This window comes from Geodermatophilus sp. SYSU D01036 (assembly GCF_054050435.1).
In genome coordinates this window covers 63,478-76,352 of the sequence record NZ_JBJGZJ010000011.1, presented here as the reverse complement: position 1 = coordinate 76,352, position 12,875 = coordinate 63,478, and the positions used below count along the sequence as shown (strand labels likewise).

Genomic DNA, 12,875 nt, shown 5'->3' with positions numbered 1-12,875 from the left:
GGACCATGGTCCTGCCCGGCACCTCGCACAGCCCCGACCTCGCCATCGCCGCCGACGACCTGCGCCAGCTCGCCGACCACGACGCGACGCCGCGCACCCTCCCCGGGCGGGCCGGGCCGCTGGCCGCGCTGGACACCGGCGGCGACGGGCCCAGCGGCACGGTGCTGCTGGTCGCCGGGTACACCGGCAGCAAGGAGGACTTCGCCCCGCTGCTCGCGCCGCTGGCCGCCGACGGCTACCGGGTGGTGGCGGTCGACCAGCGCGGGCAGTACGAGTCCCCCGGTCCCGACGACCCGGCCGCCTACTCGGTCGCCGAGCTCGCCGCCGACGTCGTCGGCGTCGCCCGCCTGCTGCGCGAGGAGACCGGCACCCCGCACCTGCTCGGGCACAGCTTCGGCGGGCTGGTCGCCCGCGGCGCCGTCCTCGCCGACCCCGGCGCCTTCCGCTCGCTGACCCTGCTCGGGTCGGGCCCCTCCCGGCTGGGCGGCCTGCGCGCCGAGCTGCTCGAGCACCTCGGCCCGCTGCTGGACTCCGGTGGCGTCCCGGGCGTGCACGCCACGCTCGAGCAGCTGGCGATGACCGACGAGCGCGCCCAGGCGGTGCCCGCCCCCACCCGCGCGTTCTACGCCCGCCGGTTCCTCCGCAACACCGCGGCCGGGCTGCGCGGCATGGCCGACGCGATGACCACGGAACCCGACCGGGTGGCCGAGCTGGCCGCCACCGGCGTGCCGGTGCTGGTCGCCTACGGCGTGGCCGACGACGCCTGGCCGACGGACGTGCAGGCGGACATGGCCCGTCGGCTGGGCGCCCGGCACGAGGTCATCCACGGCGCGATCCACTCCCCCGCCGTCGAGAACCCGCGCCGCACGCTCGAGGTGCTCGAGGCGTTCTGGTCCTCGGTGCCGGAGGAGGCCCGGTGAGCGGCCCCCGGCCCTCGGCGCGCGACTGGACCGCCGAGGAGGACCTGCTCGGCTTCTTCGGGCCCGACAGCGTCACCTGGCGGGTGCACGCCGACCCCGTCTACAGCGTCGGCGGGCTGCGCGCGCTGCTGCTGCAGGCGCTGCACCCGGTCGCGATGGACGGCGTGGCCCGCAACTCGGTCTTCCGCGCCAACCCGTGGCAGCGGCTGGTGCGCACCGCCGAGTACGTCGACACGCTGACCTTCGGCACCCGCCGCGAGGCGATCCGCGCCGTGCGGCGGGTCCGCGGCATGCACCGGCGCCTGGGCGGCACGGAGGAGACCACCGGCCGCACCTACCGCGTCGACGACGCCGACCTGCTGCTGTGGGTGCACAACTGCGAGGTCGACTCGCTGCTCGACGTCGCCCGCCGCACGGGCGTCGTCACCGCCGCCGAGGCCGACCGCTACGTGGCCGAGCAGGTGACCGCCGCGGAGCTCATCGGGATCGACCGCGCCGACGTCCCCGACTCGGCGGCCGCGCTCGCCGGCTACTTCGAGCGGCTCCGGCCCGAGCTCACGCTCACCGCGGCCGGGCGGGAGGCGTGGCGCTTCCTCGTCGTCCCGCCGATGCCGCGCTGGGTGCAGTTCCTGACCCCGGCCCGGCCGGCCTGGGGGTCGCTGGCGTCGCTGGCGGTGGCCACCCTGCCGCCGTGGGCGCGCCGGATGGCCTCGCTGCCCGGGCTGACGCTGACCGACACCGCGGCGACGGCGGCGTTGCGGGCGTTCCGCACCGGGATGCTCGCGCTGCCCGACCGGGCCCGGCACTCCCCGATCCGGCGCGCCGCCTTCGAGCGGACGGCGGGCGCGGTCGAGGTCGGCGCCTAGCCCTCCCGCGCCTGGCCCTCTCGCGCGCGGCCCTCCACCGGGTCGTCGTCGGCGGGCAGGAAGCTCCACGTCTCCCGCGGCGGCGTCGCCGCCTGCCCCACCGGGCAGCTGGGCCGGAAGTCGCACCAGCCGCACTGCCGGCCCGGAGCGGCGGGGAACGCCTCGTCCGGCGGCACGCCGTCCTCCACCCGCCGGGTGGCGACGGCGATGTCCTCCGCGACGTCCTCGGCCCGGCGCACGTGGTTGGCCAGCGACCGCTCGGTGTGCTCGAAGGAGGCGACCGTGCCGCTGGGCAGGTGGTGCAGCTCGACCCGGCTGCACGGCCGGCGCAGCGTGCGCCGCACGCCGAGCACGTAGGCCGCGAGCGCCGCCGACCCGCGGGCCTCGTCGTCGGTGCTGGGCACCCGGCCGGTCTTGTAGTCGACGACGACCAGCTCGTCGCCGCGCTGGTCGATGCGGTCGACCCGCCCGGTGAGCGCCAGCCGCTCGGTGGTGCACGAGACCTGCCGCTCCAGCCCGACCGGCTCGTCGGCGGGGTCCAGCGACTCGACGTAGCCGGTGACCCAGCCGGCCGCGGTGGCGCGCCAGCGGGCGGCCTGCTCGTCGTCGCGGAAGCCGTTGGCCGACCAGACGCCGTAGAGCAGCTGCCGGGCGGCGACGGCGGTGCGCCGGCCCCGTGGCAGGTCCCACCACGAGCGCAGGGCGGCGTGCACGGCGGAGCCGACCGTGTTGTGCGCCCACGGCGGGCCCTTGGGCGGCGTCGGCCGGTCGACGTAGGCGAGGCGGTAGCGGCGCGGGCAGTCGGCGAAGGTGGCCAGCTTGCTCGGCGTCGCGGGGAACAACCGGCGCGGCATGCCGGGCATCTCGAGCTGTGCGCCGTCGGACTGCCTCACCCGGCCACGCTAACCGGCGACGGCGCCTCCGCCGGCCAGGGGCACGCTGCCGGTGGACGCAGCCACCAGTGCCTCGTACTGCTCCGGGTCGGTGGTGCACGCGCCCAGGGGCGTCGCCTTGTTCGCGCCGTGGTGGTCGCTGGCCCCGGTGACCAGCAGCCCGAGGTCGGCGGCCAGGCCGCGCAGGTGCGCGCGCTGGGCCGGGTCGTGGTCGGGGTGGTCGACCTCCAGCCCGACCAGCCCGGCGTCGGCCATCGCGGCGATCGCGGCGTCGTCGACCACCCGGCCGCGCCGGGTGGCCAGGCCGTGGGCGAACACCGGCACGCCGCCGGCCGCCCGGACCAGCCGGATGCCCTCGAGCACGTCGGTGTCGGCCTTGGTCACGTGGTACGGGCCGCCCTGGTGCAGCAGTGTGGTGAAGGCCGCGTCGACCGACGCGACGACGCCCGCCTCGACCAGCGCCCGGGCCACGTGCGGGCGGCCCACCACCGCGCCGCCGCTGGCGTCCAGGACCCGCTGCCACTCCACCGGGTAGCCGGCCGCGGCGAGCGCGGCGACCATCCGCTGGCCGCGGGTCAGCCGCTCCTCGCGCAGCCGCCGCAGCTCCCCGGCCAGCTCGGGGTGCTCGGGGTCGAACAGGTAGGCCAGCAGGTGCACGCTGACCGGCCTCCCCTCGGCGGGGAACCAGCGCGCGGACAGCTCGAGCCCCGGGACGACGGTCAGCCCCTCCGGCCGCGCCGCGGCGGCCGCCGCCCACCCGTCGGTGGTGTCGTGGTCGGTGAGCGCGACGACGTCGAGGCCGGCGGCGCGGGCGGCGGTCACGAGCTCCGCCGGGGTGTCGGTGCCGTCGGAGACCGACGAGTGGGTGTGCAGGTCGATGCGCATCGGCGTCCAGCCTCCCCCAGCCGGGCGCGCGCTGCTCAGGCCCCCGGCGGGCGCGGGATCGGCTGGGTGTCGTGCGGGGGCGGCGCCGCGGCGGGGCGCCGGCCGTCGTCCGGGTTGCCCTCGTCGTCGCCGGCCGCGGCCCCGCCGCCGTCGCTGCCGAACAGCAGCTCGCTCACCTCGCGGTAGAGCAGGTCCGCGCGCGGCAGGAAGGTGATCTGCGACAGCGCCTGCTGCGAGCCGGCCGACTCGAACCGGAAGGTGCCGTAGCCCAGCAGCTGGCCGGGGACGGTCTCCTTCCAGGTCAGGTCGGTGATCCGGCGCAGCGGCAGCAGGCTGACCGTGCGCGCGACGATCCCCGAGGTCAGCAGCACGCGGCGGCGGGTGACGATGAAGTGCCGCATCCACCACTCGCCGGCCCGCAGCGCGAACCAGCCGAGGGCACCGAGGACGAGGAGCAGGCCGACGCTCGCGCTGACCCGGTTGTCCGGGTCGAGGGTGAGCACCCACAGCCCGACGAGCAGGACGGCGACCGCCTTCGCGGCCGGCCAGAGCAGCACCGCCCAGTGCCGGCGGGTCGCCACGACCGCCTGCTCACTAGGGAGCAGGTACTTGGCGGCGTCCTTGGCCCACCGCGGCGGGCGGCCGCCGGCCGGGCCGCTCACGGCGGGGTCAGACGAGCGAGCCGACGAAGGCCGCGATCGACGACGCCGCGCTGCCGAGCGCCTCCCCGGCGCTGCGCACCACGTCGGCCGAGGCCTCGGGGCGCTGGATGACGTAGAACACGACGAAGGCCACCGCCAGCCAGACGAGCACCTTCTTCAGGTTCACCGCCACCCCCGGGGGATCCGCTCGCACCGGCGGGCGACGTGCCCGCGCGGGTCGGCCCGGAGGCCGACCCCATGGGTAACACAGGCCCCAGCGCCCTCCGCCGGGACACGCCGCGCGGCGGACGGACGGGTCAGTCCCCCGGCAGCAGGTGCTCGCTGGGCGGGCCGAGCGGGAGGTCCGGGTAGAGCCGTTCCCGCAGGTCGAGCAGGCGCATCTCCTCGGCCAGCAGCCAGGCCGCCGACATCGGCCACATGACCAGCCACAGCCACACCCCGAAGGCCTCGCCGACGAAGGCGGCCCGGTCGTCGGAGGTGGGCACCGCCCACAGCGGCGCGTGCTGGCCGGCGGCCTCCACCGACGCCGACGACGGGCCGGTGATGACCCCGCCGGGGTCCAGGCCCGGCAGGCCGGCGTAGCCGCAGCCCACGCCCATGCCCGGCTCCTCGGCGACCAGCACCAGCTCCGCCGACCCGCCCAGCGGCGCCGGGCCGGCGCAGCCGACGACGATCGCCCGCGCCCCGGGCTCCCCGCCCCACGCCAGGCCGGTCACCGACCAGCCCGGCGGCACCGGGTCGGGCACCCACGCCGGCACCCGGGCGTCCGCGGTCACCGCGGCGATGGCGTCGTGGGCGATGAGCGTGGTGTGGTGCAGCGGGGTGACCGCGCCGTGCACGTGGCACCAGGCCACCGCCGAGTCCCCGGGGCGCACCACCAGTGGTTCGCCACAGCGGGGACAGACCGGGGAGGCGCTCATCGGATGACACCGTCCTGTCACTCGGGGCTGACGTCAAGCGCAGGCGGACGGCGCCGTCCCGTCTCGCCGTGTCACCCGCCGCGACCCCGGCCGTAGCCTGCCGCCGTGGCTCCCGACTCCCCCGGCGACCGGCTGCCGGTGCAGGCCTGCGTCGGCGCCGTGGTCCTCGACGGGGAGGGCCGGCTGCTGCTGGTCCGCCGGCGCAACGCCCCCGGCCGGGGGCTGTGGTCGGTCCCCGGCGGGCGGGTGGAGCCGGGCGAGACGCTGCCCGCGGCGGTCGCCCGCGAGGTGCGCGAGGAGACCGGGCTGGCGGTCCGGGTCGGGGCGGAGGTCGGCCGGGTGACGATCCCCGGCGACGGCGTCGTCTACGACGTCGTCGACTTCGCCTGCACCCCCGAGGACCCGGCGGCGGCGCCGGTCCCGGGCGACGACGCGGACGCGGTCACCTGGGCCGGCGCCGCCGACCTCGGCCGGCTGGCCTGCACGCCGGGGCTGGTCGCGACGCTGCGCGGCTGGGGTGCGCTGCCGACCTGACCGGTCCGGCAGCGCCCCTCCCCCCTCAGGAGCGCGGCTTCGGCTCCGGGCGGCCGGGCTGCTCGCCGCCGCGCGCCTCGCCGTAGGACCGCTTGGGCACCATGACCTTGCGCCGGAAGACGCACACGACCGTGCCGTCCTGCTTGTAGCCGATCGTCTCCACGTACACGACGCCGCGGTCGTCCTTGGACCTCGACTCCGTCTTGTCCAGGACGGTGGTCTCGCCGTAGATGGTGTCGCCGTGGAAGGTCGGCGCCACGTGCCGCAGGGACTCGATCTCCAGGTTGGCGATGGCCTTGCCGGACACGTCGGGCACGCTCATGCCGAGCAGCAGCGAGTAGACGTAGTTGCCGACGACGACGTTCTTGCCGAAGTCCGTGGTCTCCGCCGCGTAGTGGGTGTCCAGGTGCAGCGGGTGGTGGTTCATCGTGATGAGGCAGAACAGGTGGTCGTCGTACTCGGTGACGGTCTTCCCGGGCCAGTGCTTGTAGACCGCACCGACCTCGAACTCCTCGTAGTACCGACCGAACTGCATGTGCGCTCCTCCGACGTCGTCGTGCGGTGGACGGTGCCGACGTCGTGCGCGGGCAGGGGCCGTCCCGGGCCGGGCAGGCCAGTTGCCCACCACGCGGCGTCGGTGACCCATCTGGACGGGCGCCGATCCTACGATGCCCGGGTGGTCCAGCCGTCCCGCGCCGGCGACCCCGCGGAGGCGGACGTCGTCAGGCTCTCCACGGGCGGGCGCCGCGTCCGCCTCGCCGCCTCCGCGGCCGTCCTCGCGCTGCTGCTCGCCGGGACGGTCTGGGGCACCGACGCCTCGTTCCCGTTCGGCCCGTTCAAGATGTACTCGACCCGGGCCGAGGTGGACGCGCCGGTGGTCTCCACCCGCGTCGTCGGCCTGACCGGCGAGGGCGAGGAGGTGCGCCTGTCCGGCGGCGAGGTGGGGCTGCGCCGGGCCGAGTTCGAGGGGCAGCTCCCGCGGCTGGTCGACGACCCGGAACTGCTGGTGACGCTGGCCGAGACCTACGCGCGCCGGCACCCGGACGCCCCCGACCTCGTCGAGGTGCAGGTGGTGCAGCGGCACTTCGAACTCGCCGACGGGCAGCCGACCGGCGAGTGGACGGACCGCGTCCTCGTCGGCCAGGACCTGGGGGGCGGCGCGTGAGCTCCTCTCCGGTGACCTCCCTCGTGTCCGCGGTCCGCGGCCTGCGCGGCTTCTGGACCCGCCCGGTCCCGCTGGCCCGCATCGCGGTGTTCCGCACCATCGCCTACCTGTTCGTGCCGGTCGACGTCTTCCTCACCACCGCGTGGGTGCGCGCCCACGCCGAGGTGCCGACCGTCTGGTACCAGCCCCTCGAGATCGCCCGCGTGCTGCACCTGCCCACACCGACGTCGACCGTCGTCCACGTCGTGCAGTGGGCGCTGGTCCTCATCGCCCTCGCCGCGGCCACCGGCCGCGCCCCCCGTCTGCTCGGCACGGCCGTGTTCGTGCTGTACCTCGAGTGGATGGTCATCGCGATGAGCTACGGCAAGGTCGACCACGACCGCATCGCCTACCTCGTCGCGCTGGCCGTGCTGCCCACCATCGGCCGGGTCCGCTGGCGCGACCGCCGCCGGTCCGAGGCCGCCGGCTGGGCGATGGCCGCGGTCATGGTCACGGTGATGCTCACCTACTTCCTCGCGGCCTGGGCGAAGATGCGCTTCGGCGGCTGGGACTGGGCGACCGGCTCGACCATCACCCGGGCGGTGATCCGCCGCGGCACCGCCCTGTCGGACTGGACGCTCGACGTCCCCGGCCTGCTGGTGGCCGTGCAGTGGGTGATGCTCGTGTTCGAGTTCGCCGCGCCGCTGATGCTGCTCGTCCGGTCCGACCGGGCCCGCGTCGCGCTCGTGGTGTTCCTGCTCGGCTTCCACCTCGTGGTGTTCGGCGGGCTGCGGATCATCTTCCTGCCGCACTGCGTGGCGATCCTGTCGATCCTGCCGTGGGAGCGGGCGCCCGAGGTGCTCGCCGCGGTGCGCCGGCGGGTGCAGCCCGGGCGGGCCGCCGCGCTGTCCGCCGCGGCACCACCCGGCTGACCCGGCGTCAGATCAGCGCGCCGATGCGGGCGGCCATGTCCGACTCGTGCTGCTGGTAGGACGCGGCGACCGCGGTGAGCAGCCCGCCCATGCCGGTGAGCGCGTCGCTCACCCCCTGGGCCGAGACCCGCCACTGCTCGTAGAGCGCGCTGAACTGCACCGCGGCCTGGCTGTCGGTCCAGCCGTCGAGCACCGAGGTCGTGACCGTGCTCGACAGCGTCGCGTGCCGCGCGGCGGTCTCGGCCGCCTCGGCCCGGCACCGCCCGGCCATCGACTGCAGCGTCCCGATGTCGACCCTCATGGCTCCTCCTGTCCGTCCCGGGTCCCTCCCGGGTGGCTGCGGACGGTAGGCCGGACCGGCCCCGGGGGGCCCCGGGGTTGTCCACAGCCCCGGCCCCGTCCACGACCCGGGCCGGCCGGCCCCGCGGTGGGCCCGCCGCCGGGAGCGTCGCGCCCGTGTCCGCTCCCCTCCCCGCCGGCGCCGAGGCCCGCTGCTGGACGCTGGTCGGCGCCGAGGGCGCCGTCGACGTCGAGGTCCGCGCTCCCGACGACGCCCGGCTCGACGCCGTGCTGGCCCCCCTGGCCGCCGCCCTGGGCGTTGCGGCCGCGGGCCTGTGGTCCGGCAGCACCCGGCTGCCCGGGGAGCTCCTCCTCACCGACGACCGCCTGCTCCACGGCGCGGTCCTGGGCCTGGGCCGCCCGGTCCCCCGGTCCGGCGAGCCGGCCGCCAGCCCCCTGGAGCTGCACGTGGTCGGCGGACCCGCCGCGGGCACCGCCGTCCCGCTGGCCACCGGCCGGCACGTGCTCGGCCGCGGGGCCGGCGCCACGCTGTCCCTGCCCGATCCGGGGGTCTCCCGCCGGCACGTCGCGCTCGAGGTCGGCGCCGGTGGCCTCACCGTGACCGACCTCGGCTCGACCAACGGCAGCCGGCTCGACGACGTCGACCTCGACGGCACCGCACGCCCGTGGCACCCCGGCGCGGTGCTGCGGCTGGGCGCGAGCTCGGTCACCGTCACCGGCCCGCGGGACGGGCGCGCGGGCCTGCGGCCCGGGCCGGGCGGCCGGCGGCTCATCCGTCCGGGCGTCCCGCCGTCCGCGCACCGCCCGGAGGTGGAGGTCACCTGGCCGGAGCCGCCCGCGGCCGCACCGCGGCGCCGGCTGGGCTGGGTGGCCGTGGTGCTGCCGGCCGTCGCCGGGGTCGCGCTCGCGCTGGTCCTGTCGGCGCCCACCTTCCTGTTCTTCGCGCTGCTGGGTCCGCTGGTCGCGGTGGGTGGCTGGGCGTCGGACCGGTGGAGCGGGTCGCGCACCGGCCGGCGGGCCGCCGCGGCGCACGCCGGGGAGGTGCGGGAGGCTCGCGCCCGGCTGGCGGAGGCGGTCCGGGACGACGTCCGGGCGGCGCGGGCGGCCGCTCCCGACCTGGCGGCCCTGACCGCCGCGGCGCGCCGGCGGACCACCCTGCTGTGGTCCCGCGGCGCCGGAGACCCGGCGGCGCTGACCGTGCGGGTGGGGACCGGCGCGGGTCCCACCCGGGTGGTCCGCGTCGAGGCGGGCCGGCGGGTACCGGAACCCGCGGCCGACCTGCCGGTGACCGTCGACCTGCGCCGTACCGGCGGCCTGGCCGTGACCGGTCCGCGGGAGCCCGCGCTGGGCGTGGTGCGCGGGCTGCTGGCGCAGCTGGTCACCCTGTCCGCACCCGGCGACGTCGACGTCGCGGTCCTCGCCTCCGCCGGGCGGATGGCCGACTGGTCCTGGACGCGGTGGCTGCCGCACCTGCCGGCCGGCGCGGTCCCCGTCCGCCTGCCGGGCGCCGGGGCCGACGCCGCGCCGTCCGCGTGGTTGACCGGCCTGGCCGACGGGCGCGGGGACGCGGCGGGGACACCGGTCCTCGTCGTCGACCGGCCGGTCGACCCGGCGCTCGCCGAGCTCCTGCGCCGGTGCCGCGAGCGGGGGGCGGTGCTGCTGGCGCTCGCCCGCCGCGGCGAGGGCCTCGGCGGCTGCGTCCCCGCCGTCCTCGAGGTCGGGGGCGAGACCGGCGACACGGGGCGGCTCGGGCTCGGCGACGGCGCGCTCCCCGCCGACGTCGTCGTCGACCGCCTGCCCCTCGCCGCCGCGGCACGACTGGCCCGCGACCTGGCTCCCCTGGCGCCCGCCCGGCAGGCCGCGGGGCTGCCGGGCACCGTGCGCCTGCTCGACCTGCTCGCGGACGGCGGGGGCAGGCCTGCCGGGGAGGTGCCGGTCGCCTGGTCGGCCACGCGGTCGTCGCTCATCGCGCGGCTGGGCGTGACCGCGGACGGGGTGGCGGAGGTCGACCTCGTGCGGGACGGGCCGCACGCCCTGGTGGCGGGGACGACCGGGTCGGGCAAGTCCGAGGTGCTGCAGACGCTGGTCGCCGGGCTCGCGCTGGCGCACCCGCCCGACCGGTGCTCCTTCCTGCTGGTCGACTACAAGGGCGGCGCCGCCTTCGCCGAGGCCGTGGCGCTGCCGCACACCGTCGGCCTGGTGACCGACCTGGACGGCGTGGCCACCGCCCGGGCGCTGCGGTCGCTGACGGCGGAGCTCGCCCGCCGCGAGGCGCTGCTGGCCGCGGCCGGTGTCCCCGACCTGGCGGCGCTCCCGCCGGAGGTCGAGCTGGCGCGGCTGGTGATCGTCGTCGACGAGTTCGCGGGGCTGGCCGAGGAGCTGCCGGAGTTCGTCGCGGGCCTGGTCGGGATCGCCCAGCGGGGCCGCTCCCTCGGCGTGCACCTGGTGCTCGCGACGCAGCGCCCCGGGGGCGTGGTGTCCCCCGAGATCCGGGCCAACTGCTCGCTGCGGCTGTGCCTGCGCACCACCGACGAGGCCGACTCGCGCGACGTGCTCGGCAGCGGGGTCGCCGCGGCGGTGCCGGCGGACCGTCCCGGCCGGGGGTACCTGCGCACCGGCAGCGGGCGCCCGGTCCCGTTCCAGGCGGCACGGGTGGCGCTCGACTCCGCGGCGGCGGCCACCGGCCCGACGGTGACCCGCTGGTCCTGGCCGGCACCCCCGGCGGGGACCGCGCCCGGGACGCCGGTGGGCCCGACCGACCTCGCCCGGGTCGCCGCGGCCACCACCGGCCACGCCGAGGCGGCGGGCGTGCGGCGGCCGCACCGTCCCTGGCAGCCGGCGCTCCCCGAGCGCCTGGAGGCGACCGACCTCCCCGCCGCGGACGGGCCCGCGACGCGGCTGGTGGTGGGGCTCGTCGACCGCCCCGGCCGGCAGGCGCGGGAGCCGCTGCGGCTCGACCTCGCCCGCGGCGGCGGCTGGCTGGCCGTGGGCGGCCCGGGCAGCGGCCGCACCACCCTGCTGCGCACCGTGCTGGCCGAGGCTGTGGAGCGGCTGTCCCCCGGCCGGCTGCACGTGCACGTCCTCGACCACGCCGGTGGCGCGCTGGCCGCCGAGGCCGCGGGCCTGGCGCAGACCGGGACGGTGGTCGGGGCGGACGACGCGCTGCGCACCGTCCGGCTGGTGTCCCGGCTGGCCGGGGAGGTCGCCGGGCGGCGGGCCGGAGGGCGTGCGGACGCCCCGGCCGTCCTGCTCCTGGTCGACGGCGTGGACGCCCTGCTGGCGCAGCTGGACGAGGCGGTCCCCGGGCAGGGCGCGGCCGAGTTCCTGCGGCTGGTCCGCGACGGCGGCGCGGCCGCGCTGACCTGCGTCCTGACCGCCGACCGCGCCGTCCCCGGGGGCCGGCTGGCCGCGGCCGCGGGGACCCGCCTGGTCCTCCCGCTGCCCGACCGCGCCGACTACGCCGTGGCCGGGGTGCCGGTCCGCGCGGTGCCCGGCACCCGCCCGCCGGGCCGGGCGCTGCTGGGCGAGGAGGCGCTCGAGTGCCAGGTCGCCCTGCCCCGGGCCCTGCGCCGCACCGCGCCGGCCGCTCCACCGGGCGCCGGGCCGCTGGTCGTCCCCGAGCTGCCGCCGGACCCGCCGCCGGTGCAGCCGCCGGCCGGGGAGGACGCCGGCCTGCTCCGCCGCGTGCCCCTGGGGCCCGGCGGCGACGAGGGCGGTGTGCTCACCGTCGACCTGCTGCGCGCCGGTGGGCTGCTCGTCGTCGGCCCGCCCGGCAGCGGCCGGACGAGCACCCTGACGGCGCTGGGCGCGACGCTGACGGCGGCCGGCGTCCCCGTCCTGCGCGTGGTTCAGGCCGGCCGGTCGGCACCGGACGGGCTGCCGGTGCTCCCCGCCGACGACGTCACCGGGTGGCGGGCGTGGTGCGCGGGCCTGGCCGGGCGCCCGGGCGCGGTGCTGCTGGACGACGCCGGCACGCTCGCCGACTCACCGGTCGGCGCCGCACTGGCCGGCGGCGACGGCACCGGCGAGGTGCTGGTGCTCGCCGCCGGGACGGCCGGTGAGCTCTCCCCGGCCTTCCGCGGCCCGGTCGCCGAGCTGCGCCGCGGCCGCAGCGGCCTGCTGCTGTGCCCGGGCCCCGGCGACGCCGACCTGCTGGGCACCCGGCTGCCCCGGACCCCGGTGCCGGTCCGGCCGGGGTCGGGCTGGCTGGTCACCGCCGGGACCCCGCAGCGGGTCCAGGTCGCCCGCGCACGGCCGGCCGGCCCGTGACCGGCCGGTCAGAGCAGGTCGAGCGCCGGGCCGATCTCCTGGGTGGCGTACCAGGCCAGCTCGTGCCCCTCGGCCTGGTCGACGACGAACTGTGCCTCCTCGCTGCCGAGGTCGGCCTCGAGGACCACGGCGACCGCGGCGCGCACGTCCTCCTCGGCCTCGGCGCCGTCGACGTGCGCGCTGGCCACGTCGGCGAGCGCGACGTCGGCGGTGACCCGCACGGCGCCGGGCTCGGTGTCCGGGTCGTCGATCTCGGCGACCGAGCCGTCGGGCACGTCGGCCGCGAGCACGACCCGGCGGCGGGCGGCCGTGGGGTCGACGTCGACCAGCCGCAGGCTGGCCCGGGCGGCGGCGAGCAGCGCCGCGTACTCCAGCTCCTCGACGTCGGCCGCGGCGTCGCTGAGCGCGTAGTGGTCGCGCAGCCGCGGGGTGACGGCGAAGCCGGTGTGCGGCCCGCTCAGCCGGCCCTCGTCCACGAGCGCCCGCAGGACGCTCGTCGTCGCCGGCAGGTAGATCCGCACCCGGCCGCTCCTCTCCTGTCGGGGAAGGC

General features: G+C 78.2%; 14 protein-coding genes. 6 read left to right on the top strand and 8 right to left on the bottom strand.

The window, feature by feature from the left end:
* Window positions 1-5 precede the first annotated feature (5 nt).
* On the top strand, window positions 6-920 hold the full coding sequence (locus tag ACI8AR_RS13115) for an alpha/beta fold hydrolase (RefSeq protein WP_457051424.1): 915 nt from the start codon (window positions 6-8) through the stop codon (window positions 918-920).
* The gene (locus tag ACI8AR_RS13110) at window positions 917-1,786 is read left to right on the top strand and encodes an oxygenase MpaB family protein (RefSeq protein WP_457051423.1); all 870 of its coding nucleotides are present in this window, start codon (window positions 917-919) and stop codon (window positions 1,784-1,786) included. The genes ACI8AR_RS13115 and ACI8AR_RS13110 overlap by 4 nt, the downstream gene beginning before the upstream one ends.
* Here ACI8AR_RS13110 and ACI8AR_RS13105 read toward each other — a convergent pair.
* The 5 genes from ACI8AR_RS13105 to ACI8AR_RS13085 form a co-directional block, all read right to left on the bottom strand.
* The gene (locus tag ACI8AR_RS13105; RefSeq protein ID WP_457051422.1) at window positions 1,783-2,679 is read right to left on the bottom strand and encodes a RecB family exonuclease; all 897 of its coding nucleotides are present in this window, start codon (window positions 2,677-2,679) and stop codon (window positions 1,783-1,785) included. The genes ACI8AR_RS13110 and ACI8AR_RS13105 overlap by 4 nt on opposite strands.
* Window positions 2,680-2,688: 9 nt before the next feature.
* Complete coding sequence (locus ACI8AR_RS13100; protein WP_457051421.1) at window positions 2,689-3,564, bottom strand: PHP domain-containing protein; 876 nt, start codon at window positions 3,562-3,564, stop codon at window positions 2,689-2,691.
* A 35-nt stretch (window positions 3,565-3,599) separates the two neighbouring features.
* Window positions 3,600-4,226: a PH domain-containing protein gene (locus ACI8AR_RS13095; RefSeq protein WP_457051420.1), complete on the bottom strand. Its 627-nt coding sequence runs from the start codon at window positions 4,224-4,226 to the stop codon at window positions 3,600-3,602.
* A 7-nt stretch (window positions 4,227-4,233) separates the two neighbouring features.
* A complete protein-coding gene (locus tag ACI8AR_RS13090) occupies window positions 4,234-4,398 on the bottom strand; it encodes a hypothetical protein (protein WP_456929373.1) in 165 nt (54 codons plus the stop codon).
* A 124-nt stretch (window positions 4,399-4,522) separates the two neighbouring features.
* The gene (locus ACI8AR_RS13085) at window positions 4,523-5,146 is read right to left on the bottom strand and encodes a DUF6758 family protein (RefSeq protein ID WP_457045798.1); all 624 of its coding nucleotides are present in this window, start codon (window positions 5,144-5,146) and stop codon (window positions 4,523-4,525) included.
* A 105-nt stretch (window positions 5,147-5,251) separates the two neighbouring features.
* Between ACI8AR_RS13085 and ACI8AR_RS13080 the strand changes: the two genes are divergently transcribed.
* Window positions 5,252-5,680: an NUDIX hydrolase gene (locus ACI8AR_RS13080; RefSeq protein ID WP_456935476.1), complete on the top strand. Its 429-nt coding sequence runs from the start codon at window positions 5,252-5,254 to the stop codon at window positions 5,678-5,680.
* Window positions 5,681-5,705: 25 nt separating this feature from the next.
* On the opposite strand, the gene ACI8AR_RS13075 is transcribed toward ACI8AR_RS13080, so the two are convergent.
* Window positions 5,706-6,215: a MaoC family dehydratase gene (locus ACI8AR_RS13075; RefSeq protein ID WP_073421586.1), complete on the bottom strand. Its 510-nt coding sequence runs from the start codon at window positions 6,213-6,215 to the stop codon at window positions 5,706-5,708.
* A gap of 141 nt (window positions 6,216-6,356) precedes the next feature.
* On the opposite strand from ACI8AR_RS13075, the gene ACI8AR_RS13070 reads away from it, so the two are divergent.
* Both ACI8AR_RS13070 and ACI8AR_RS13065 read left to right on the top strand, forming a co-directional pair.
* The gene (locus tag ACI8AR_RS13070; protein ID WP_457051419.1) at window positions 6,357-6,845 is read left to right on the top strand and encodes a hypothetical protein; all 489 of its coding nucleotides are present in this window, start codon (window positions 6,357-6,359) and stop codon (window positions 6,843-6,845) included.
* An 11-nt stretch (window positions 6,846-6,856) separates the two neighbouring features.
* Window positions 6,857-7,756, top strand: coding sequence for an MFS transporter permease (locus tag ACI8AR_RS13065; protein ID WP_457051418.1), 900 nt, complete (start codon window positions 6,857-6,859; stop codon window positions 7,754-7,756).
* A gap of 7 nt (window positions 7,757-7,763) precedes the next feature.
* Here ACI8AR_RS13065 and ACI8AR_RS13060 read toward each other — a convergent pair whose 3' ends face one another.
* Window positions 7,764-8,057, bottom strand: a complete 294-nt coding sequence (locus ACI8AR_RS13060) for a WXG100 family type VII secretion target (protein WP_457051417.1) — start codon at window positions 8,055-8,057, stop codon at window positions 7,764-7,766.
* Window positions 8,058-8,212: 155 nt separating this feature from the next.
* Here ACI8AR_RS13060 and ACI8AR_RS13055 point away from each other — a divergent pair, with 155 nt between their 5' ends.
* A complete protein-coding gene (locus ACI8AR_RS13055) occupies window positions 8,213-12,325 on the top strand; it encodes an FtsK/SpoIIIE domain-containing protein (RefSeq protein WP_457051416.1) in 4,113 nt (1,370 codons plus the stop codon).
* An 8-nt stretch (window positions 12,326-12,333) separates the two neighbouring features.
* Here the strand turns inward: ACI8AR_RS13055 and ACI8AR_RS13050 are convergent, their stop codons facing one another.
* Window positions 12,334-12,846, bottom strand: a complete 513-nt coding sequence (locus tag ACI8AR_RS13050; RefSeq protein ID WP_457051415.1) for a DUF6912 family protein — start codon at window positions 12,844-12,846, stop codon at window positions 12,334-12,336.
* Between the last annotated feature and the right edge of the window lie 29 nt (window positions 12,847-12,875).

Coding starts and splice junctions, on each gene's coding strand:
- ACI8AR_RS13075 (WP_073421586.1), bottom strand. CDS start 6,215: ATGCAGTTCGGTCGGTACTACGAGGAGTTCGAGGTCGGTGCGGTCTAC.
- ACI8AR_RS13100 (WP_457051421.1), bottom strand. CDS start 3,564: ATGCGCATCGACCTGCACACCCACTCGTCGGTCTCCGACGGCACCGAC.
- ACI8AR_RS13060 (WP_457051417.1), bottom strand. CDS start 8,057: ATGAGGGTCGACATCGGGACGCTGCAGTCGATGGCCGGGCGGTGCCGG.
- ACI8AR_RS13115 (WP_457051424.1), top strand. CDS start 6: ATGGTCCTGCCCGGCACCTCGCACAGCCCCGACCTCGCCATCGCCGCC.
- ACI8AR_RS13085 (WP_457045798.1), bottom strand. CDS start 5,146: ATGAGCGCCTCCCCGGTCTGTCCCCGCTGTGGCGAACCACTGGTGGTG.